Below are 21,636 nucleotides of genomic sequence, written 5' to 3'. Positions count from 1 at the left end.
TATGTCGCTGGCAAAAGCATCCTTGTGGACGGCGGCCAGTACGCTGGTCAAGATTGGCGCTGGGTTACTGGTTGGTAAATTATTGGCGGTGTCATTTGGTCCGGCAGGACTAGGGTTGGCGGCAAATTTCCGCCAGTTGATAACCGTGCTCGGTGTGCTTGCCGGGGCGGGCATCTTTAATGGCGTAACCAAATACGTTGCCCAGTACCACGATAATCCGCAGCAGCTGCGCCGTGTGGTCGGCACTTCATCTGCGATGGTGCTTGGCTTCTCCACGCTGATGGCGCTGGTCTTTGTGCTGGCAGCTGCGCCAATCAGCCAGGGATTATTTGGTAATAACGACTATCAAGGGCTGGTGCGTTTAGTGGCGCTAGTGCAAATGGGGATCGCTTGGGGCAACCTGTTGCTGGCGTTGATGAAAGGCTTTCGCGATGCCGCGGGTAATGCGTTATCGCTGATTGTCGGCAGCCTGATTGGCGTTATCGCTTATTATGTCAGTTACCGTTTTGGCGGTTATGAAGGCGCGTTGCTTGGTCTGGCGTTGATTCCCGCGCTGGTGGTAATGCCTGCCGCCGTCATGTTAATTAAGCGTGGCGCTATCCCGTTAAGCTATCTAAAACCCAGCTGGGATAACGGTCTGGCAGGGCAGTTGAGCAAATTTACACTCATGGCGTTGATTACGTCGGTGACCTTGCCCGTTGCGTACATCATGATGCGTAAACTGCTGGCGGCGCAGTATAGCTGGGATGAAGTGGGGATCTGGCAAGGGGTGAGCAGTATTTCCGACGCCTACCTGCAATTTATTACCGCATCGTTCAGTGTATATTTACTGCCCACGTTGTCGCGGCTAACGGAAAAACGCGATATCACTCGGGAAGTGGTGAAGTCGCTGAAATTTGTTTTACCGGCCGTGGCGGCAGCGAGTTTCACCGTCTGGCTACTGCGTGATTTTGCCATCTGGCTACTGTTGTCGAATAAATTTACCGCCATGCGGGATCTCTTTGCCTGGCAGTTGGTCGGCGATGTGTTGAAAGTGGGCGCTTATGTCTTTGGTTATTTAGTGATCGCCAAAGCGTCGCTGCGTTTTTATATTCTGGCGGAAGTCAGCCAGTTCACTTTATTGATGGTATTTGCCCACTGGTTGATCCCCGTGCATGGCGCCCTGGGCGCGGCGCAGGCCTACATGGCAACCTATATCGTCTATTTCTCTCTTTGTTGTGGCGTGTTTTTACTCTGGCGTAGGCGGGCATGACTGTACTGATTCACGTACTGGGATCGGATATCCCTCACCATAACCAAACCGTTCTGCGGTTTTTCAATGACGCGCTGGCCGCGACGAGCGAGCACGCGCGCGAGTTTATGGTTGCTGGCAAGGACGACGGCTTAAGTGATAGTTGTCCGGCGCTTTCTGTGCAATTTTTCCCTGGGAAAAAATCACTGGCAGAAGCCGTTATCGCTAAAGCGAAAGCTAACCGCCAGCAACGGTTTTTCTTCCACGGCCAGTTCAATCCCAAGCTGTGGCTGGCGCTGCTTAGTGGCGGAATCAAGCCCAGCCAGTTTTACTGGCATATCTGGGGGGCAGATCTCTATGAAGTTTCCAGTGGATTGAAATATAAACTCTTTTATCCTCTGCGCCGACTGGCACAAAAGCGAGTGGGCTGTGTGTTTGCCACTCGGGGAGACTTGAGCTTTTTTGCCAAAACGCATCCAAAGGTGCGGGGCGAACTGATTTACTTCCCAACCCGGATGGACCCTTCTCTCAATACAATGGCGAACGATCGGCAACGTGAAGGGAAAATGACCATTTTGGTAGGGAACTCCGGCGATCGCAGCAATGAGCATATCGCCGCCTTGCGCGCTGTTCATCAGCAGTTTGGTGATACGGTAAAAGTGGTTGTACCGATGGGCTATCCGCCTAATAACGAAGCGTATATCGACGAAGTTCGTCAGGCGGGGCTCGAGTTATTCAGCGAAGAAAATCTGCAAGTTCTGAGCGAAAAACTGGAATTTGACGCCTATCTGGCGCTACTTCGCCAGTGCGATCTCGGCTACTTTATTTTTGCCCGCCAGCAGGGCATTGGTACGCTGTGCTTACTGATTCAGGCGGGCATTCCTTGTGTGCTTAACCGGGAAAATCCGTTCTGGCAGGATATGACAGAACAGCATTTGCCGGTGCTGTTTACCACTGACGATCTCAACGAAGATATTGTGCATGAAGCGCAGCGCCAGCTGGCGTCGGTGGATAAAAACACCATTGCCTTCTTTAGCCCGAACTATCTGCAAGGCTGGCAGCGGGCGTTGGCTATTGCCTCCGGGGAGGTCGCATGAGCCTGCTGCAATTCAGCGGCCTGTTTGTTGTCTGGCTGCTCTGCACGCTGTTTATCGCCACGCTGACATGGTTTGAGTTTCGCCGCGTGCGCTTTAACTTCAATGTCTTCTTTTCATTGCTGTTTTTGCTGACCTTTTTCTTCGGCTTCCCGCTGACCAGCTTGTTGGTGTTTCGCTTTGATGTTGCCGTGGTGCCGCCAGATATCTTGTTGCAGGCGTTACTTTCTGCGGGGGGATTTTACGCAGTTTACTACGTCACTTACAAAACACGTTTACGCAAACGCGTTGCTGATGCACCGCGCCGTCCTGTGTTTACCATGAACCGCGTGGAAACCAATCTCACGTGGGTGATTCTGATGGGTATCGCGCTGGTGAGCGTTGGCATCTTTTTCATGCATAACGGTTTTTTGCTGTTCCGGCTTAACTCCTACAGCCAGATCTTCTCCAGCGAAGTCTCAGGCGTGGCGTTAAAGCGTTTCTTTTACTTTTTCATCCCGGCAATGTTAGTGGTCTACTTTCTGCGCCAGGACAGTAAAGCGTGGCTGTTTTTCCTCGTCAGCACGGTCGCCTTTGGTTTGCTGACTTACATGATTGTCGGCGGCACTCGCGCCAATATCATTATCGCGTTCGCTATCTTCCTGTTTATCGGCATTATTCGCGGCTGGATTTCACTGTGGATGCTGGCGGCTGCGGGCGTGCTGGGGATTGTCGGTATGTTCTGGCTGGCGCTAAAACGCTACGGAATGAACGTGAGCGGCGATGAGGCGTTCTATACGTTTCTCTATCTCACCCGCGATACCTTCTCGCCGTGGGAGAATCTGGCGCTGCTGTTGCAGAACTACGACAACATCGACTTCCAGGGCCTGGCTCCAATTATTCGCGATTTCTATGTCTTTATCCCTTCCTGGCTGTGGCCGGGTCGCCCGAGTATGGTGCTGAACTCCGCCAACTACTTTACCTGGGAAGTGCTGAATAACCACTCCGGGCTGGCGATCTCGCCTACGCTTATAGGCTCACTGGTTGTTATGGGCGGCGCGTTGTTCATCCCGCTCGGGGCGATTGTGGTTGGTCTGATCATCAAGTGGTTCGACTGGTTGTATGAGCTGGGCAACCGCGAAACTAATCGCTATAAGGCTGCGATTCTCCACAGTTTCTGCTTCGGGGCGATCTTCAATATGATCGTGCTGGCGCGCGAAGGGTTGGATTCGTTTGTCTCGCGTGTCGTCTTTTTTATCGTGGTCTTCGGCGCAAGCCTGATGATTGCAAAACTGCTGTACTGGCTTTTTGATAGCGCCGGACTCATTCATAAACGAATAAAATCATCGCTCCGGACGCAGGTTGAAGGATAACAATGAATAACAACACCACGGCACCGACCTATACGCTGCGTGGCTTACAGTTGATCGGTTGGCGTGATATGCAGCATGCCCTCGATTATCTGTTCGCTGACGGGCAGCTTAAGCAGGGAACGCTGGTTGCCATTAATGCCGAAAAAATGCTGACCATTGAAGATAATGCCGAGGTCAGGGAGTTAATTAATGCTGCCGAATTTAAATATGCCGATGGCATTAGCGTTGTGCGGTCGGTGCGTAAAAAGTACCCGCAGGCACAGGTTTCCCGCGTTGCCGGTGCCGATCTCTGGGAAGAAGTAATGGCGCGCGCAGGCAAGGAAGGGACGCCGGTATTTCTTGTGGGCGGTAAACCTGATGTGCTGGCGCAGACCGAAGCTAAACTGCGCGACCAGTGGAATGTGAATATCGTTGGCAGCCAGGATGGTTATTTTAAACCCGAGCAGCGTCAGGCGCTGTTTGAGCGTATTCACGCCAGTGGTGCGCAAATTGTCACTGTCGCAATGGGGTCACCAAAGCAGGAGATCTTCATGCGCGACTGCCGCCTGGTGCACCCTAATGCGCTGTATATGGGCGTTGGTGGAACGTACGATGTCTTTACCGGTCACGTAAAACGCGCGCCGAAAATCTGGCAAAAACTGGGACTGGAGTGGCTTTATAGACTGCTTTCGCAGCCGAGTCGCATTAAGCGCCAGCTTCGTTTGCTGCGTTATTTACGCTGGCATTACACCGGCGATCTCTGATTTTCCTCTCTCTGTAAAGCGACGGAGTGGTCACTTCGTCGCCTGCCTGTCTTTTTATTACACAAAGCATTCAAATTTTTAATGCTTTATTTGCCATTTCTTCTGAATTACGAAAACATTCGCAACACTCGATGTACCCATAACGATAACCGGTAACACCGGAAAGCATGCAAACACAACACGAGGATTTATGGCAGATAACAAACCAGAGCTACAGCGTGGGCTGGAAGCTCGACATATCGAACTCATCGCCCTGGGGGGCACCATTGGCGTTGGTCTGTTTATGGGGGCCGCCAGTACCCTGAAATGGGCCGGGCCATCCGTATTGTTGGCCTATATCATCGCCGGGCTGTTCGTCTTTTTCATTATGCGCTCAATGGGCGAAATGTTGTTTCTCGAGCCGGTGACCGGTTCGTTCGCCGTTTACGCGCATCGTTATATGAGCCCGTTCTTTGGTTATCTCACCGCCTGGTCTTACTGGTTTATGTGGATGGCGGTGGGGATCTCAGAAATCACCGCCATTGGCGTTTATGTCCAGTTCTGGTTCCCGGAGATGGCGCAGTGGATACCCGCATTGATCGCGGTGGCGCTGGTGGCACTGGCGAATCTGGCAGCGGTACGGTTGTACGGTGAAATCGAGTTCTGGTTCGCGATGATCAAAGTCACCACGATTATTGTGATGATTGTCATTGGCCTGGGCGTGATTTTCTTTGGCTTTGGCAATGGCGGGCAGTCGATTGGTTTTAGCAATCTCACAGAGCATGGCGGTTTCTTTGCGGGTGGCTGGAAAGGGTTCCTGACCGCATTGTGTATTGTGGTGGCGTCCTACCAGGGCGTGGAGCTGATTGGCATTACTGCCGGTGAAGCGAAGAATCCGCAGGTGACGCTGCGCAGTGCCGTAGGCAAGGTGTTGTGGCGAATCCTGATTTTCTACGTAGGCGCGATTTTCGTTATCGTCTCCATCTTCCCATGGAATGAAATAGGCAGCAACGGCAGCCCGTTTGTACTGACTTTCGCCAAAATCGGCATTACCGCAGCGGCGGGCATTATCAACTTTGTGGTGCTGACGGCTGCGCTCTCTGGCTGTAACAGTGGCATGTACAGTTGCGGACGTATGCTCTACGCGCTGGCGAAAAACCGTCAGTTACCGGCGGCGATGGCGAAAGTTTCCCGTCACGGTGTGCCGGTTGCAGGAGTGGCGGTATCTATTGCTATCCTGCTAATTGGCTCATGCCTGAACTATATCATCCCTAACCCACAGCGCGTGTTTGTCTACGTCTACAGCGCCAGCGTGCTTCCGGGGATGGTGCCGTGGTTTGTGATTTTGATAAGCCAGCTGCGTTTTCGTCGTGCACACAAAGCGGCGATTGCCAGCCATCCGTTCCACTCAATCCTGTTCCCGTGGGCTAACTACGTAACAATGGCATTCCTGATTTGCGTTTTGATCGGTATGTACTTTAATGAAGATACCCGTATGTCGCTGTTTGTCGGCATCATCTTCATGCTGGCGGTGACGGCGATTTATAAAGTTTTTGGCCTTAATCGCCACGGTAAAGCGCATGAACTGGAGAAATAAGCAGCAAAGCGCACAAACCGTAACCAAACGCGCATTTTATTTAAAAAGGGACTAGACAGAGGGGTGGGAAGTCCGTATTATCCACCCCCGCAACGGCGCTAAGCGCCCGTAGCTCAGCTGGATAGAGCGCTGCCCTCCGGAGGCAGAGGTCTCAGGTTCGAATCCTGTCGGGCGCGCCATTTAGTCCCGGCGCTTGAGCTGCGGTGGTAGTAATACCGCGTAACAAGATTTGTAGTGGTGGCTATAGCTCAGTTGGTAGAGCCCTGGATTGTGATTCCAGTTGTCGTGGGTTCGAATCCCATTAGCCACCCCATTATTAGAAGTTGTGACAATGCGAAGGTGGCGGAATTGGTAGACGCGCTAGCTTCAGGTGTTAGTGTTCTTACGGACGTGGGGGTTCAAGTCCCCCCCCTCGCACCACGACTTTAAAGAATTGAACTAAAAATTCAAAAAGCAGTATTTCGGCGAGTAGCGCAGCTTGGTAGCGCAACTGGTTTGGGACCAGTGGGTCGGAGGTTCGAATCCTCTCTCGCCGACCAATTTTGAACCCCGCTTCGGCGGGGTTTTTTGTTTTCTGTGCATTTCATCACTCTCCCTTCGCAATAAACGCCCGTAGTAACTCATTGCCACACGGTATGATTTCGCCCTTAACATATTGAAGGATGACTTCAGGCAAGGAGCGACCATGCTGCAACAGGTTCCAACGCGTGCGTTTCACGTGATGGCGAAACCGAGCGGTTCCGATTGTAATCTGAACTGTGACTACTGTTTTTATCTCGAAAAACAATCCCTTTACCGTGAAAAGCCAGTCACGCATATGGACGAAGACACGCTGGAAGCGTATGTCCGTCACTATATCGCCGCCAGCGAACCACAAAACGAAGTCGCTTTTACCTGGCAGGGCGGTGAGCCAACGCTGATGGGGCTGGAGTTTTACCGCCGTGCCGTAAAGTTACAGGCGAAATACGGTACTAGCAGGAAGGTAAGTAACAGCTTCCAGACTAACGGCGTGCTGCTCGATGACGAATGGTGTGCATTTCTGGCAGAAAATCATTTTCTTGTTGGGTTATCTCTGGATGGTCCGGCTGAGATCCACAATCAATATCGCGTGACCAAAGGTGGCAGACCAACGCATAAGCTGGTGATGCGTGCCCTGATGCTGCTGCAAAAGCATCATGTCGACTATAACGTGCTGGTCTGCGTCAACCGCACCAGCGCGCAGCAACCGTTGCAGGTTTATGATTTTTTGTGCGATGCGGGAGTCGAATTCATCCAGTTTATTCCGGTGGTCGAGCGCCTGGCTGATGAAACAGCTGCCCGCGATGGACTGAAACTACATGCGCCCGGCGATATTCAGGGCGACCTGACGGAATGGTCGGTGCGCCCCGATGAATTTGGTGAGTTTCTGGTGGCGATATTCGACCAGTGGATCAAACGCGACGTCGGCAAGATTTTCGTGATGAATATCGAATGGGCGTTTGCCAATTTTGTTGGTGCGCCTGGTGCGGTTTGCCATCATCAGCCAACCTGTGGACGCTCGGTGATTGTTGAGCACAATGGCGACGTTTATGCCTGCGATCACTTTGTTTATCCGCAATATCGACTGGGAAACATGCATCAGCAGACCCTCGCAGAAATGGTCGATTCTCTGCAGCAGCAGGCTTTTGGTGAAGATAAATTTAAGCAGTTACCGGCGCAGTGTCGCAGTTGCAACGTGTTAAAAGCGTGCTGGGGAGGCTGCCCGAAACACCGCTTCATGCTCGATACCAGCGGAAAACCGGGGCTGAATTATTTGTGTACCGGCTATCAGCGTTATTTCCGCCATCTACCGCCGTATCTTAAAGCAATGGCTGATTTGCTGGCGCACGGTCGCCCGGCCAGCGACATTATGCAGGCGCATTTGATGGTGGTGAATAAGTAAAAAAGCGGCCATTTTGTGGCCGCCTGCGGTTGATTGCCGGATGCGGCGAAAACGCCTTATCCGGCCTACATGATCGTGCAAATTCAATAAATTGCAGCGTTCTGTAGGCTGGATAAGATGCGTCAACATCGCATCCGGCAAAGGCAGATCACTGCGATAGCGCCGGATTAGTCAGATTTAATCTGCGCGCGTGGAGGATATTTCTTCAGGATCTCCATATACGCGTGCATTTCGGTTTGCAGTGGTACTCCCATCGGGATATGGCGCACGCCGATAGAATCGCTTTCCTGTGGATCGGTGTAGAGGTTAAACACCGACGATCCGGCTGTTTGCATTACCGTGCCGGTGAACCCACCCTGATACCCGCTCTGGGTATAAGCGTAAGGCTGCTGAATCAGGACGTGATACTTGAACTCATCCATACGCACAGCAGAGAGTTTGCCGTTGAGGAAGTAGTGCTCGGCCTTACGGTTAGACTGGCCGTTTGTTCCCAGGAAGAAAGATGTCTGGTCTACACCATCGATAAAGGTGGTTTTCGGCACTAAATTCGCAACTTTCGCCCCAGGATGCCCCGCCAGATCCAGTGCTGTTGGGAAGAGATCTGCCAGATCAACAATACCGTCAGATTTACGCGGTTGGATCATGCCTTTCCAGTACACGAAAGTCGGAACGCGAACGCCGCCTTCCCAGGTAGATCCTTTCGCTCCACGGAACGGTGTGCGACCGTGCGGAGGCACTTCGGCTTCCGGACCGTTATCGGAGGTGAAGACAATAAGCGTGTTATCCAGCTGACCGTTTTTCTCCAGCGTTTTGTAGAGATTAGCGAACACATCGTTCATCTCTACCATGCAGTCACCATACGAGGTGCGTGCCGGAGAGCTACCCGCATATTTGGCGTTCGGGTAGTTATCGAAGTGACAGCCGCGAGTGCCGTAATAGAGGAAGAAAGGTTTATCACTCTTCGCCATCTTGTCGAGGAACTTAACGCCATATTCCATCCAGCGTTGATCCAGGTCTTCCATATATTTCGGCGTGATGTCAGCAATGGCCTCCTGTTCGCCGCCGCGTACAGCATGAATATCATCTTTGCTAAATGGTAATTGCTTGATGTATTCAGAACGGTCCGGACTCAGGGCGACTTCCGGGTTGACGTGAACATCGCGCCATTCGGTATACATATCGGACACGGAGTTGAAGCCACGGAAATCATCAAATCCGACGTTCTGCGGCTGCGACTCTTTGTTTTCCCCCATATGCCATTTCCCGATAGCCTGGGTGACGTAACCCTGGTCGTGCAGCAATTGCGGCAGGGTGGTTAACCCTTGCAGACCGCCCGGTTGCCCGTACATCGGCGGCATCAGAATGCCGTGGTGGATGGAGTATTGTCCGGTGAGAATGGTGGCGCGGGTAGGGGAAGAACTTGGTTGAGAATATGCAGAGGTTAAAATCAATCCCTGGCTGGCAACGGCGTCAATATCTGGCGTTGGGTTACCTACCGCCACGCCACCGCCATTAAAGCCGACATCCATCCAGCCCACGTCATCCAGTAAGAAAACAACCACGTTCGGTTTCTTACCGGTCTTTTTCTCTAATTCCGCCAGCTTCTGCTGGGTTTCTTTATCCTGTGCCGGATGCTGCATCACAGGCATCATATTATCGGCAATGGTGGTCGCCGGTTTAACCAGGTACTGGTTAGGGTGATCATACCCGGCATAGCCTTCGCGCGTGGTAGCGGTTGACGGGGTATCTGCAGCACTGGCCAGCAAAGGAATAGCGGCGGCGATTGCGATCACCAGTAGTTTGGGTGAAAACGAAATTTCCATGCAAAATGCTCCGGTTTCATGTCATTAAATGGATGACGTAATTAAGCATTGATAATTGAGATCCCTCTCCCTGATAAAATGGGTATATAAATAATTATGATGAAAATATATTATTTATTTGCCATGAGAATGAATCGAAAGATCAGGAGAGCGTTTTCAATCCTACCCCTGGTGCGGGGGATATGTAAGGCAGGTTTATTGCATAGTGTTGATTATTGATGCTGTTTTTGATTAGGAGTGTAATTAATATATATATTGGTTATTGAATATTTTTAACAATTCACAGTATTTATAATTAAAGAGAGTAAGGTGCTGGATAATATTTGCTCAGGTAATTATTGCGAATGAAAGAAACCTGGATTGCAGAATTTTCTCATAACAAGTATTAAAGGATGTTATTTCCCGGGCCTGTATGGCATAATAATTGGGTAGATGCTCATTTCATCTCTTATGTTCGCCTTAGTGCCTCATAAACTTAGGAATGACGCAGAGCCGTTTACGGTGCTTATCGTCCACTGACAGATGTCGCTTATGCCTCATCAGACACCATGGACACAACGTTGAGTGAAGCACCCACTTGTTGTCATACAGACCTGTTTTAACGCCTGCTCCGTAATAAGAGCAGGCGTTTTTTTATGTATCAGAAAGGCCCCGGAGGTGCTTGCCTCCGGGTTAGAAAGAACTATTGCGGTGGGTTGTTCTGCAACGTCAACATCAAGCCGTCGCGGCGCATCGATGCGGCTTCTTCTGGTTTGTGCAGTCTGTCCAGCGCGTCGGCAAGCCATGCGTAATCGTAGGCGTCCGGGCGTTGTTTCAGCGCCGCGCGGAAGGCGAGCGATGCTTCCTGCCATTCACCGTGTTTCATCAGCGACTGACCCAGTGTGCTCCACAACAGCGGGCGATCGCCCACGTTTTTGATCTGTTGGCGCAGTACTTTTTCCAGCTGTTCTGGGTTATTAGTTTTCAAACGTGGGATCGGCAGCAGTAGGCGATCATCATACTGGCGTTTCAGGCCGTCGATGATAATTTGCTGGGCAGTATCATGATCGTCACATTCAATAAGATGTTCCGCCATTGCCACCTGCAAAGCCACCTGATGACGCGTTTTCCGGCTTTGGTTTTTCCACCAGTTACGTAAACCTTCGCTGCCGTCATCGGCCCGTGCCTGATTCATCAGACCAATCCATGCCTGTTGTTCCAGCATTGCGCGATGTTCTTCATCACCAACGTGGGCTTTCGCCATTGACGGGATGATGTCCAGCAGTGAACTCCACGCGCCGGTACGGATATACGCTTGTTCCGCCAGACGCAGCACTTCCGGATGGCGTGGTGTGACTTCGAGTAACTTATCCACGCCGTGGCGTGCCGCATGATTTTCATTACGCGCCAGTTGCAGGCGAACGCGGGCGATTTCCACCGGAATAGTGTCGTTGCCCGCAAGTTCCGCTGCGCGTTCCAGATGCTGATTGGCGCGCGCTTCATCCCCGCGTTGCTGTGCGGCTTCGGCAGCCAGCAGGTAGTTCACCACCGGCTGTTCAGCGTGATCGGCATTTTTTGACATCAGCTTTTCAACTTGCTGATAATCGCCTTCCGCTAGTTTTAGCAGCGCTTGTTCAGTCTGCTTACGTGCGCGGCGACGCTTACGTCCGACAAACCAACCCCGGGTGTGCGCGCCGGTGCGGAAGATCCGCCGCAGTAGCCACTCAATGGCAAACAGCACGACCATCGCCAGAATCAAAATGATCGCCAGACCAGTCACGCTGGTTTCGATATTGTAGTTGTCGGTCTGGATCAGTACGTAACCCTGATGACCGGCAATCATCGGGCCGACCACGATCCCCGCAATCAGCAACACAAAGAGCAATAACACTTTTAGCATGGTTATTCTCCTTGCGGCGCGGCTGCCGGAGTATCAGCTTGCGGTGCAGGTGCAGGTTTAGCTTCCGTTGCCCCTGCTGCCGGTTGCGCCAGCAGGTTACGCACGCGAGTCTGCATCAGTTTTTCCAGCATCGACTGGCTTTGCAGTGTTTCCGGGAGATCCATCGAGATATTTTGCTGGCTTAACTGGTCCACCTCGTCGAGAAACGCTTTGGTGGTGGCATCTTCAGTATCGTAATAAGCACGAACCCAGGTGGAGACGTTCTCCAGCGCCTGGCGGTACGTCTCTTCCTGATGACGCGGCACTGCTTGTGCGGCGACCAGCAGACGGGAACGAATATTTTCGCGCAGATAGATATCCTGATTCGGCGCTAACAGCGGTACGGCAGTATCATCACGACGGCGAATCGTAATGAAGTTGTCCATAAAACTCTGCCAGCTTTTTTGCAGATTGACGCGCCATTCGCTGATGGAGCTGGAAAGCTCTTCACCATCGGAATCCATTGGCGAACCGTCGCTATCATTGTCGGCCAGACGCAGGTTATCCACTTGATTAGAGAGCTGATTCAACTTGAGGATAATGCCGTCATAATCCACCTGCGTTACCGCAGAAAGGCTGGCAATATCATTGGTAATTGCCCGACGAACAGCAATAAGGCTGGGGTCATTCATATCTGCCAGACTGGCATCAGCGCTTTTCAGTAACGCTGCTGCGGTGGTGACGTCCTGATCGCTCCAGAGTTTACGTCCGGCAAGTTTTACCAGAAAGTCCGCCTGTGCCAGAAGCCAGGTTTTGGCATCGCTACCAGAGATGGTAGCGACCTTTTGTTGGACTTCATCCAGCTGTTTTGCCAGCGTTTCTTGCTGTCGATTCGCCTGCTCTAACTGTACAGCCTGTTGCTTAATAATGCCTTCCAGCTCCGCTTTTTGGCTTTCCTGGGCTTTTTGCAGTGCCGTGAGTTGGCTCGCCAGAGCATCGCTGGTGGCAGTCTGACTGACGGCCTGTTGTTTACCCCAGCCATACAAACCGACGCCTGCTGCCAGAGCAATGGCGATAGCCACCGCACTGAGAATCAGAGCGGTACTATTCTTACTCTTCTTTTCTGCAACGACAGGTTGTGGCGTGGTGTCCACGGCCTCCCTGGTATCTTCAACCACGGCGGAGGTTTTTTCTTGTTCCGTCATTATGGCTTCCTGTTATGAGAGTTATTGTAATGCCCGTAAAAGCGCATCGTTGTCAGCGTTATCGGCGACCTTAATGTCATTCCAGCCCAGTTCCCGAGCGAGTTTCGCCAAACGCTCACTGACGACCAAAAGCCGACAGCGTAGTAACCAGTGCTCACGATACCATTGTGGGATCAATGACCAGAGTTGATGCAACATTTCACCGCTGGTAACAACGACGGTCGTCACCTCGCGGGATTGCCAACGCATCGCCTCTTCTGCACCGTCATAATGAATAGCGCACCGTTGATAACATTCACAAAAAGTGACTTCAGCACCGCGTGCCGTCAGAGTTTCTCCAATCAGCTCACGACCGCCGTTGCCACGTAATATCAGCGCACGTTTGCCCGCAATACTTTGTAATTCCGGTAATTGTAGCAAGACTTCACTGATTTCCCGATCCTGCGGATAACGAACCTGGTGTCCGCTCACGGTATGCAGCGCCAGCGCAGTGGTGCGGCCGATGGCGAAATAACCAGCAAGTAATGGCCATTTAAGAGCTTGCTGATGCAGTTGTGATTGGGCAAAAGCAACGGCGTGTTGCGAAAGGGCAAACAATAGATCGCCTTTACCAAGTGCTGATAGCTGGTCGGCAAGTTGTGGTAATTGCCGACCCGGGGAAAACTCTATCAGCGGAAAATGCCAGGCCACCTGCCCCAGTGTGCGCAGACGGCTCACTAACTCTTCTCCAGCTGGAGATGGGCGGGTGACCAGGATACTCATGCTGGCGCGTCTCCGTTGTAGACTTCAGCGAGAATCTCCCGTGCGCCGTTATTCAGTAGCTCTTCCGCCAGTGAAATCCCCATTTGCTCGGCATCCTGCGGCGCACCGCGGCGTTCACCACGAATAATCTGCGAACCGTCCGGCGCACCGACCAGCGCACGCAACCAGATTTTGCCGTCGACAAGTTCGGCATAGCTGCCAATCGGCACCTGACAACCCCCTTCCAGACGGGTATTCATCGCACGTTCAGCGGTGACGCGTAGCGCGGTTTCATGGTGATTAAGCGCGGCAAGAAGCTCGCGGGTACGCGTATCATCAAGGCGGCATTCAATACCTACGGCACCTTGTCCGACTGCCGGAAGAGAAATTTCAGGGGGCAGCGCAGCGCGAATGCGGGACTCCAGCCCTAGACGTTTTAATCCAGCCACGGCAAGAATAATGGCATCGTATTCGCCGTTATCCAGCTTGCTAAGGCGTGTTCCAACGTTCCCACGCAGAGAGCGGATAATCAGGTCCGGGCGGCGTTCCGCCAGTTGGCACTGGCGACGTAAGCTGGAAGTCCCGACGATACTGCCAGCCGGTAACGCATCCAGACTGTCATAATTATTGGACACAAAGGCATCACGCGGATCCTCGCGTTCGCAAATGGTGACCAGCCCCAGACCTTGCGGGAATTCAACCGGCACATCTTTCATCGAATGTACGGCGATATCGGCGCGGTTTTCCAGAAGCGCGACTTCCAGCTCTTTAACAAATAAGCCTTTTCCGCCTACTTTCGCCAGCGGCGTATCAAGAATTACATCGCCGCGCGTCACCATCGGTACTAGTTCAACGACTAATCCCGGATGGCTCGCCATCAACTTGTCTTTGACATAGTGTGCCTGCCAGAGTGCAAGTGGGCTTTGGCGTGTGGCAATTCTTAAAACATTGTCTAACATGCTTGTTACCGTCATTATCATCCGTGGTCCATCCTAACATCCTTGCTGGAGCGATGTCAGTGTTGTGGTGAAACGTTGACGTTAATGCAAAACGTAAATTGAATCCTGACAGGCGCTTCAAGCCGTCGTAATAAGGAATTTACAGAGAATAAACGGTGCTACACTTGTATGTAGCGCATCTTTCTTTACGGTCAATCAGCAAGGTGTTAAATTGATCACGTTTTAGACCATTTTTTCGTCGTGAAACTAAAAAAACCAGGCGCGGAAAGTGGTAACAGTTACCTTTGACATACGAAATATCCCGAATGCCGCGTGTTTCCGTTGATGTTGCCGGAATCACAGACATGACGGGTAGCAAATCAGGCGATACGTCTTGTACCTCTATATTGAGACTCTGAAACAGAGACTGGATGCCATAAATCAATTGCGCGTGGATCGCGCGCTTGCTGCCATGGGGCCTGCATTCCAACAGGTTTACAGTCTGCTGCCGACATTGTTGCACTATCACCATCCGCTAATGCCGGGTTACCTTGATGGTAACGTTCCCAAAGGCATTTGCCTTTACACGCCTGATGAAACCCAACGCCACTACCTGAACGAACTTGAACTGTATCGTGGAATGTCAGTACAGGACCCGCCGAAAGGCGAGCTTCCGATTACTGGTGTATACACCATGGGCAGTACTTCGTCGGTAGGGCAAAGTTGTTCCTCTGACCTGGATATCTGGGTCTGTCATCAATCCTGGCTCGATAGCGAAGAGCGCCAGTTACTACAACGTAAATGTAGCCTGCTGGAAAGCTGGGCCGCCTCGCTCGGGGTGGAAGTTAGCTTCTTCCTGATTGATGAAAACCGTTTCCGTCACAACGAGAGTGGCAGTCTGGGGGGCGAAGATTGCGGCTCCACCCAGCATATACTGCTTCTTGATGAATTTTACCGTACCGCCGTGCGTCTCGCCGGTAAGCGTATTCTGTGGAATATGGTGCCTTGCGACGAAGAAGAGCATTACGATGACTACGTAATGACGCTCTACGCGCAGGGCGTGCTGACGCCAAATGAATGGCTGGATCTCGGCGGCTTAAGCTCGCTTTCTGCTGAAGAGTACTTTGGTGCCAGCCTTTGGCAACTCTACAAAAGTATCGATTCCCCGTACAAAGCGGTGCTGAAGACACTGCTGCTGGAAGCCTATTCCTGGGAATATCCGAATCCACGCCTGCTGGCGAAAGATATCAAACAGCGTTTGCACGACGGCGAGATTGTGTCGTTTGGCCTCGATCCGTACTGCATGATGCTGGAGCGTGTTACTGAATACCTGACGGCGATTGAAGATTTCACCCGTCTGGATTTAGTACGCCGCTGCTTCTATTTAAAAGTGTGCGAAAAACTCAGCCGTGAACGCGCCTGCGTAGGCTGGCGTCGTGAAGTGTTAAGCCAGTTGGTGAAAGAGTGGGAATGGGACGATGCTCGTCTGGCAATGCTCGATAACCGCGCTAACTGGAAGATTGATCAGGTACGTGAGGCGCACAACGAGCTGCTCGACGCAATGATGCAGAGCTACCGTAATCTGATCCGCTTTGCGCGCCGCAATAACCTTAGCGTCTCCGCCAGCCCGCAGGATATCGGCGTGCTGACGCGTAAACTGTACGCCGCGTTTGAAGCATTACCGGGTAAAGTGACGCTGGTAAACCCGCAGATTTCACCTGATCTCTCGGAACCGAATCTGACCTTTATTTATGTACCGCCGGGCCGTGCTAACCGTTCAGGTTGGTATCTGTATAACCGTGCGCCAAATATTGAGTCGATCATCAGCCATCAGCCGCTGGAATATAACCGTTACCTGAATAAGCTAGTGGCCTGGGCGTGGTTTAACGGCCTGTTGACTTCACGTACACGCTTGTACATTAAGGGCAATGGCATTGTTGATCTGCCGAAGTTGCAAGAGATGGTGGCCGATGTGTCGCACCACTTCCCATTGCGTCTGCCCGCACCGACGCCAAAAGCGCTCTACAGTCCATGTGAAATTCGCCATCTGGCAATAATTGTTAATCTGGAATATGACCCGACGACGGCATTCCGTAACCAGGTAGTACATTTCGATTTTCGTAAGCTGGATGTTTTCAGCTTTGGTGAAGAGCAAAAATGCCTGGTGGGTAGTGTTGACTTGCTGTACCGCAACTCGTGGAACGAAGTGCGTACGCTGCACTTCAACGGTGAGCAGTCGATGATTGAAGCCCTGAAAACCATTCTCGGCAAAATGCATCAGGACGCCGCACCGCCCGATAGCGTGGAAGTCTTCTGCTACAGCCAGCATCTGCGCGGTTTAATTCGCACCCGCGTGCAGCAACTGGTTTCTGAGTGTATTGAACTGCGTCTTTCCAGCACCCGCCAGGAAACTGGGCGCTTCAAGGCACTGCGCGTTTCTGGTCAAACCTGGGGTTTGTTCTTCGAACGCCTGAATGTATCGGTACAGAAACTGGAGAACGCCATCGAGTTTTATGGCGCTATTTCGCATAACAAACTGCACGGCCTGTCAGTGCAGGTTGAAACCAATCACGTCAAATTACCGGCGGTGGTGGACGGCTTTGCCAGCGAAGGGATCATCCAGTTTTTCTTCGAAGAAACGCAAGACGAGAATGGCTTTAATATCTACATTCTCGACGAAAGCAACCGAGTTGAGGTGTATCACCACTGCGAAGGTAGCAAAGAGGAGCTGGTGCGTGACGTCAGCCGCTTCTACTCGTCATCGCACGACCGTTTTACCTACGGCTCTAGCTTCATTAACTTCAACCTGCCGCAGTTCTATCAGATTGTGAAGGTCGATGGTCGCGAACAGGTGATTCCGTTCCGAACCAAATCTATTGGCAACATGCCGCCTGCCAATCAGGACAACGATACGCCGCTATTACAGCAGTATTTTTCGTGATGAGCGAGCCGGAAAGCGAGGCTTATCCGGCATGCAATTTTAGCGGAAACTGACTGTTTCACCCGCCTGCTGCGTTGCCGCCTGTTCCAGCAAATCCCATAAGGTTTCACCGCTACGGTCGCAAATCCACTCGTCGCCTTTCAGATCAAAATGGTAGCCGCCCTGTTTGGTTGCCAGCCATACCTGGTGCAGCGGTTCCTGGCGGTTGATAATGATTTTGCTGCCGTTCTCAAAGGTAATGGTCAGCACGCCACCGTTGATTTCGCAGTCGATATCGCTGTCGCCATCCCAGTCGTCCAGATGCTCTTCAATGGTTAGCCACAGTTGGTCAGCCAGGCGATGAAATTCACTGTCGTTCATTGTTGTATCCTGTTTTTAAGTGATGGCGGCAGTATAGCGGCATGGGGTCAGGGCTTCAAAGGTTGCACCTCTGCTGCTGCGTTCCGGCATGATTCATCCGTCACCGGAATAATAATGTCTCTGTATAGCGAAAGATTTGTCTCTTCATTAGGGCGCAGGTACACCACGCCTTTCCCTGTTTCTGGTAAACATTATGATCAGGTTCACCGAGCGAGCATCCCCACGCTGACGGAACTAAAAAAGACAACAAACAAACCACATTGCGATAGTGCATAAAGCCATCCTGGCGCGAGGTGCCGATCACGAAACCACCAGCAAAACATAAATCCCCACGTGTAAGCGTTATACTCGCAGCAAATCCTCACTTTTCAGACTTCATAAAGAGTCGCTAAATGCTTGCTTTTACGCCTTCTCCTGCGATGATAGAAAGCAGAAAGCGATGAACTTTACAGGCAATCCATAATGAAAAACGTGTTTAAGGCACTCACTGTATTACTTACTCTCTTCAGCCTGACGGGCTGCGGTCTGAAAGGTCCGCTCTATTTCCCGCCTGCAGATAAAAACGCACCGCCGCCGACCAAACCGGTAGAGACGCAAACGCAATCCACGTTGCCGGATAAAAACGACCGCGCCACAGGCGATGGCCCATCCCAGGTGAATTACTAAAAGTCAGTTTCTGTACCCGCGTGATTGGAGTAAATGATGCAGTTCTCGAAAATGCATGGCCTTGGCAACGATTTTATGGTCGTCGACGCGGTAACGCAGAATGTCTTTTTTTCACCGGAGCTGATTCGTCGCCTGGCGGATCGGCACCTGGGGGTAGGGTTTGACCAGTTGCTGGTGGTTGAGCCGCCTTACGATCCTGAACTGGATTTTCACTATCGCATTTTTAATGCTGATGGCAGTGAAGTGGCGCAGTGCGGCAACGGCGCGCGCTGCTTTGCCCGTTTTGTGCGTCTGAAAGGGCTGACCAATAAGCGCGATATCCGCGTCAGCACTGCCAACGGGCGGATGGTTCTGACCGTCACCGATGATGATCTGGTCCGCGTAAATATGGGCGAGCCCAACTTCGAACCTTCCGCTGTGCCGTTTCGCGCTAACAAAGCGGAAAAGACCTATATTATGCGCGCCGCCGAGCAGACAATCTTATGCGGTGTGGTGTCGATGGGAAATCCGCACTGCGTGATTCAGGTCGATGATGTCGATACCGCGGCGGTAGAAACGCTTGGCCCTGTTCTGGAAAGCCACGAACGTTTCCCGGAGCGCGCCAATATCGGTTTTATGCAAGTGGTTAAGCGCGAGCATATTCGTTTACGCGTTTATGAGCGTGGGGCAGGAGAAACCCAGGCCTGCGGCAGCGGCGCGTGTGCGGCGGTGGCGGTAGGGATTCAGCAAGGTTTGCTGGCCGAAGAAGTACGTGTGGAACTCCCTGGTGGTCGTCTTGATATCGCCTGGAAAGGTCCGGGTCATCCGTTATATATGACGGGTCCGGCAGTACATGTTTACGACGGATTTATTCATCTATGAAGCAACCAGGGGAAGAACTACAGGAAACACTCACGGAGCTTGATGACCGGGCGGTTGTCGATTATCTGATTAAAAATCCTGAGTTTTTTATCCGCAATGCGCACGCAGTAGAAGCGATACGTGTGCCGCATCCGGTACGTGGTACCGTTTCGCTGGTCGAGTGGCATCTGGCTCGCGCGCGTAACCATATTCATGTTCTGGAAGAGAACATGTCGCTGTTGATGGAACAGGCTATCGCCAACGAAGGCCTGTTTTATCGCTTACTCTACTTGCAGCGTAGTCTCACCGCCGCCAGCAGTCTCGACGATATGCTGATGCGTTTTCACCGCTGGGCGCGTGATTTAGGGCTGGCGGGCGCGAGTGTGCGCCTGTTTCCGGATCGTTGGCGCTTAGGTGCGCCGTCGAACCATACTCATCTGGCATTAAACCGTCAGGCTTTCGAACCACTGCGTATTCAGCGTCTGGGGCAGGAGCAGCACTATCTGGGGCCGCTTAACGGGCCGGAGCTGCTGGTGGTGCTACCGGAAGCGAAAGCGGTGGGATCGGTGGCGATGTCGATGCTGGGAAGCGATGCTGATTTAGGCGTAGTGCTGTTCACCAGTCGCGATGCTAATCACTATCAACAAGGGCAGGGAACGCAGTTACTTGATGAAATTGCGCTGATGTTGCCGGAGCTTCTGGAGCGTTGGATTGAACGCGTATGACCAATTTACATACCGATGTAGAACGCTATCTACGTTATCTGAGCGTGGAGCGTCAGCTTAGTCCGATAACCCTGCTTAACTACCAGCGCCAGCTTGAGGCGATCATCAATTTTGCCAGCGAAAACGGCCTGCAAAGCTGGCAGCAATGTGATGTGACGATGGTGCGCAATTTTGCTGTACGCAGTCGCCGTAAAGGGCTGGGCGCGGCAAGCCTCGCATTACGCCTCTCTGCGCTACGTAGCTTTTTTGACTGGCTGGTCAGCCAGAACGAGCTCAAAGCCAACCCGGCGAAAGGTGTTTCAGCACCGAAAGCGCCACGTCATCTGCCGAAGAATATCGACGTCGACGATATGAATCGGCTGCTGGATATCGATATCAACGATCCCCTCGCCGTGCGCGACCGGGCAATGCTGGAAGTGATGTACGGCGCGGGCCTGCGTCTTTCCGAACTGGTGGGGCTGGATATCAAACACCTCGACCTGGAGTCTGGTGAAGTGTGGGTAATGGGGAAAGGCAGCAAAGAGCGCCGCCTGCCGATTGGTCGCAACGCCGTGGCGTGGATTGAGCACTGGCTTGATTTGCGCGACCTGTTTGGTAGCGAAGACGACGCGCTTTTTCTGTCGAAACTGGGCAAGCGTATCTCCGCGCGTAATGTGCAGAAACGCTTTGCCGAATGGGGCATAAAACAAGGGCTGAATAATCACGTTCACCCGCATAAATTACGTCACTCGTTCGCCACGCATATGCTGGAGTCGAGCGGCGATCTTCGTGGTGTGCAGGAGCTGCTGGGTCATGCCAACCTCTCCACCACGCAAATCTATACTCATCTTGATTTTCAACACCTTGCCTCGGTGTACGATGCGGCGCATCCACGCGCCAAACGGGGGAAATAATGCGTTTTTACCGGCCTTTGGGGCGCATCTCGGCGCTCACTTTTGACCTGGATGATACCCTTTATGATAACCGTCCGGTGATCCAACGTACCGAGCAAGAAGCTCTTATCTTTGTGCAAAATTATCATCCGGCGCTGCGCAGCTTCCAGAATGAAGATCTGCAACGTCTGCGTCAGACGGTACGGGAAGCGGAACCCGAGATTTATCACGACGTAACGCGCTGGCGTTTTCGTTCGATTGAACAAGCGATGCTCGACGCTGGGCTGAGTGCGGAAGAAGCCAGTGCCGGCGCACACGCGGCAATGATCAACTTTGCCAAATGGCGTAGCCGGATCGATGTTCCGCAGCAAACCCACGACACCTTAAAACAGCTGGCGAAGAAATGGCCGCTGGTGGCGATCACCAACGGTAACGCCCAGCCGGAGCTGTTTGGCCTGGGCGACTACTTTGAGTTTGTGCTGCGTGCTGGCCCACACGGGCGCTCAAAACCGTTCAGCGATATGTACTTCCTGGCGGCGGAAAAACTCAACGTGCCGATCGGCGAGATCTTACATGTCGGGGACGATCTCACCACTGACGTGGGCGGGGCAATTCGCAGCGGAATGCAGGCCTGTTGGATCAGACCGGAAAATGGCGATCTGATGCAAACCTGGGACAGCCGTTTACTCCCGCATCTGGAAATTTCCCGGTTGGCATCTCTGACCTCGCTGATATAATCAGCAAATCTGT

The 21,636-nt window shown here is 52.3% G+C and carries 18 protein-coding genes, 4 tRNA genes and 1 pseudogene; 16 read left to right on the top strand and 7 right to left on the bottom strand.

Annotated features, from left to right (window positions below; all coding sequences use genetic code 11):
* Nucleotide 1: 1 nt before the first annotated feature.
* From wzxE to FEK42_RS13490, 10 genes are all read left to right on the top strand, one after another.
* The gene (gene wzxE / locus FEK42_RS13535; RefSeq protein ID WP_131162283.1) at nucleotides 2-1,252 is read left to right on the top strand and encodes a lipid III flippase WzxE; all 1,251 of its coding nucleotides are present in this window, start codon (nucleotides 2-4) and stop codon (nucleotides 1,250-1,252) included.
* Nucleotides 1,249-2,328: a TDP-N-acetylfucosamine:lipid II N-acetylfucosaminyltransferase gene (gene rffT, locus FEK42_RS13530; RefSeq protein ID WP_135408340.1), complete on the top strand. Its 1,080-nt coding sequence runs from the start codon at nucleotides 1,249-1,251 to the stop codon at nucleotides 2,326-2,328. Before wzxE ends, rffT begins: the two co-directional genes overlap by 4 nt.
* A complete protein-coding gene (wzyE, locus tag FEK42_RS13525) occupies nucleotides 2,325-3,677 on the top strand; it encodes an ECA oligosaccharide polymerase (RefSeq protein WP_135493180.1) in 1,353 nt (450 codons plus the stop codon). Before rffT ends, wzyE begins: the two co-directional genes overlap by 4 nt.
* Before the next feature lie 2 nt (nucleotides 3,678-3,679).
* A complete protein-coding gene (gene wecG / locus FEK42_RS13520; protein ID WP_135493181.1) occupies nucleotides 3,680-4,420 on the top strand; it encodes a lipopolysaccharide N-acetylmannosaminouronosyltransferase in 741 nt (246 codons plus the stop codon).
* 190 nt (nucleotides 4,421-4,610) lie between these two features.
* Nucleotides 4,611-5,996, top strand: a complete 1,386-nt coding sequence (locus FEK42_RS13515) for an amino acid permease (RefSeq protein ID WP_138211859.1) — start codon at nucleotides 4,611-4,613, stop codon at nucleotides 5,994-5,996.
* Nucleotides 5,997-6,098: 102 nt separating this feature from the next.
* Nucleotides 6,099-6,175: transfer RNA gene (locus tag FEK42_RS13510), tRNA-Arg, on the top strand.
* Nucleotides 6,176-6,233: 58 nt separating this feature from the next.
* A tRNA-His gene (locus FEK42_RS13505) sits at nucleotides 6,234-6,309 on the top strand.
* A 20-nt stretch (nucleotides 6,310-6,329) separates the two neighbouring features.
* Nucleotides 6,330-6,416 (top strand) — tRNA-Leu (locus FEK42_RS13500).
* A 42-nt stretch (nucleotides 6,417-6,458) separates the two neighbouring features.
* Nucleotides 6,459-6,535, top strand: a tRNA-Pro gene (locus FEK42_RS13495).
* A gap of 146 nt (nucleotides 6,536-6,681) precedes the next feature.
* Nucleotides 6,682-7,917, top strand: a complete 1,236-nt coding sequence (locus FEK42_RS13490) for an anaerobic sulfatase maturase (protein WP_138211858.1) — start codon at nucleotides 6,682-6,684, stop codon at nucleotides 7,915-7,917.
* Between the two features lie 167 nt (nucleotides 7,918-8,084).
* Here the strand turns inward: FEK42_RS13490 and aslA are convergent, their stop codons facing one another.
* The 5 genes from aslA to hemC all read right to left on the bottom strand — a co-directional run bounded on the left by aslA (nucleotide 8,085) and on the right by hemC (nucleotide 14,503).
* Complete coding sequence (gene aslA, locus FEK42_RS13485) at nucleotides 8,085-9,740, bottom strand: arylsulfatase AslA (RefSeq protein ID WP_135493183.1); 1,656 nt, start codon at nucleotides 9,738-9,740, stop codon at nucleotides 8,085-8,087.
* A gap of 682 nt (nucleotides 9,741-10,422) precedes the next feature.
* Nucleotides 10,423-11,619, bottom strand: coding sequence for a protoheme IX biogenesis protein HemY (gene hemY / locus FEK42_RS13480; RefSeq protein ID WP_130261205.1), 1,197 nt, complete (start codon nucleotides 11,617-11,619; stop codon nucleotides 10,423-10,425).
* A gap of 2 nt (nucleotides 11,620-11,621) precedes the next feature.
* Nucleotides 11,622-12,803 carry a uroporphyrinogen-III C-methyltransferase gene (gene hemX / locus FEK42_RS13475; protein WP_135493184.1) on the bottom strand — a complete coding sequence of 394 codons (1,182 nt, stop codon included), beginning with the start codon at nucleotides 12,801-12,803 and terminating at the stop codon, nucleotides 11,622-11,624.
* 21 nt (nucleotides 12,804-12,824) lie between these two features.
* The gene (hemD, locus tag FEK42_RS13470) at nucleotides 12,825-13,565 is read right to left on the bottom strand and encodes a uroporphyrinogen-III synthase (protein WP_130261206.1); all 741 of its coding nucleotides are present in this window, start codon (nucleotides 13,563-13,565) and stop codon (nucleotides 12,825-12,827) included.
* Nucleotides 13,562-14,503, bottom strand: coding sequence for a hydroxymethylbilane synthase (gene hemC / locus FEK42_RS13465; RefSeq protein ID WP_130237980.1), 942 nt, complete (start codon nucleotides 14,501-14,503; stop codon nucleotides 13,562-13,564). Before hemC ends, hemD begins: the two co-directional genes overlap by 4 nt.
* 373 nt (nucleotides 14,504-14,876) lie before the next feature.
* Here hemC and cyaA point away from each other — a divergent pair, with 373 nt between their 5' ends.
* The gene (gene cyaA / locus FEK42_RS13460) at nucleotides 14,877-17,423 is read left to right on the top strand and encodes a class I adenylate cyclase (RefSeq protein ID WP_131162276.1); all 2,547 of its coding nucleotides are present in this window, start codon (nucleotides 14,877-14,879) and stop codon (nucleotides 17,421-17,423) included.
* Between the two features lie 39 nt (nucleotides 17,424-17,462).
* Here the strand turns inward: cyaA and cyaY are convergent, their stop codons facing one another.
* Nucleotides 17,463-17,783, bottom strand: coding sequence for an iron donor protein CyaY (gene cyaY / locus FEK42_RS13455; RefSeq protein WP_135493185.1), 321 nt, complete (start codon nucleotides 17,781-17,783; stop codon nucleotides 17,463-17,465).
* A 125-nt stretch (nucleotides 17,784-17,908) separates the two neighbouring features.
* A pseudogene (locus FEK42_RS13450) lies at nucleotides 17,909-18,087 on the bottom strand (DKNYY family protein); the annotation flags it as partial.
* A gap of 158 nt (nucleotides 18,088-18,245) precedes the next feature.
* On the opposite strand from FEK42_RS13450, the gene FEK42_RS13445 reads away from it, so the two are divergent.
* Genes FEK42_RS13445 through yigB form a run of 5 tightly spaced genes read left to right on the top strand, consistent with a single transcriptional unit; the run spans nucleotide 18,246 to nucleotide 21,623 of the window.
* Complete coding sequence (locus tag FEK42_RS13445; protein ID WP_021581201.1) at nucleotides 18,246-18,449, top strand: lipoprotein; 204 nt, start codon at nucleotides 18,246-18,248, stop codon at nucleotides 18,447-18,449.
* A 36-nt stretch (nucleotides 18,450-18,485) separates the two neighbouring features.
* The gene (gene dapF / locus FEK42_RS13440; RefSeq protein WP_001160654.1) at nucleotides 18,486-19,310 is read left to right on the top strand and encodes a diaminopimelate epimerase; all 825 of its coding nucleotides are present in this window, start codon (nucleotides 18,486-18,488) and stop codon (nucleotides 19,308-19,310) included.
* Nucleotides 19,307-20,014, top strand: coding sequence for a DUF484 domain-containing protein (locus FEK42_RS13435; RefSeq protein ID WP_033870662.1), 708 nt, complete (start codon nucleotides 19,307-19,309; stop codon nucleotides 20,012-20,014). Before dapF ends, FEK42_RS13435 begins: the two co-directional genes overlap by 4 nt.
* Entirely contained in the window at nucleotides 20,011-20,907 is an 897-nt protein-coding gene (gene xerC / locus FEK42_RS13430) for a tyrosine recombinase XerC (protein WP_130209428.1), read from the top strand. Before FEK42_RS13435 ends, xerC begins: the two co-directional genes overlap by 4 nt.
* Complete coding sequence (yigB, locus tag FEK42_RS13425) at nucleotides 20,907-21,623, top strand: 5-amino-6-(5-phospho-D-ribitylamino)uracil phosphatase YigB (protein WP_130209430.1); 717 nt, start codon at nucleotides 20,907-20,909, stop codon at nucleotides 21,621-21,623. Before xerC ends, yigB begins: the two co-directional genes overlap by 1 nt.
* Nucleotides 21,624-21,636: the final 13 nt, after the last annotated feature.

Source organism: Escherichia sp. E2748, assembly GCF_005781125.1.
Lineage (GTDB): Bacteria > Pseudomonadota > Gammaproteobacteria > Enterobacterales > Enterobacteriaceae > Escherichia.
The sequence above is the reverse complement of the archived record's forward strand: the minus strand, read 5'-3'. Positions and strand labels throughout refer to the sequence as shown.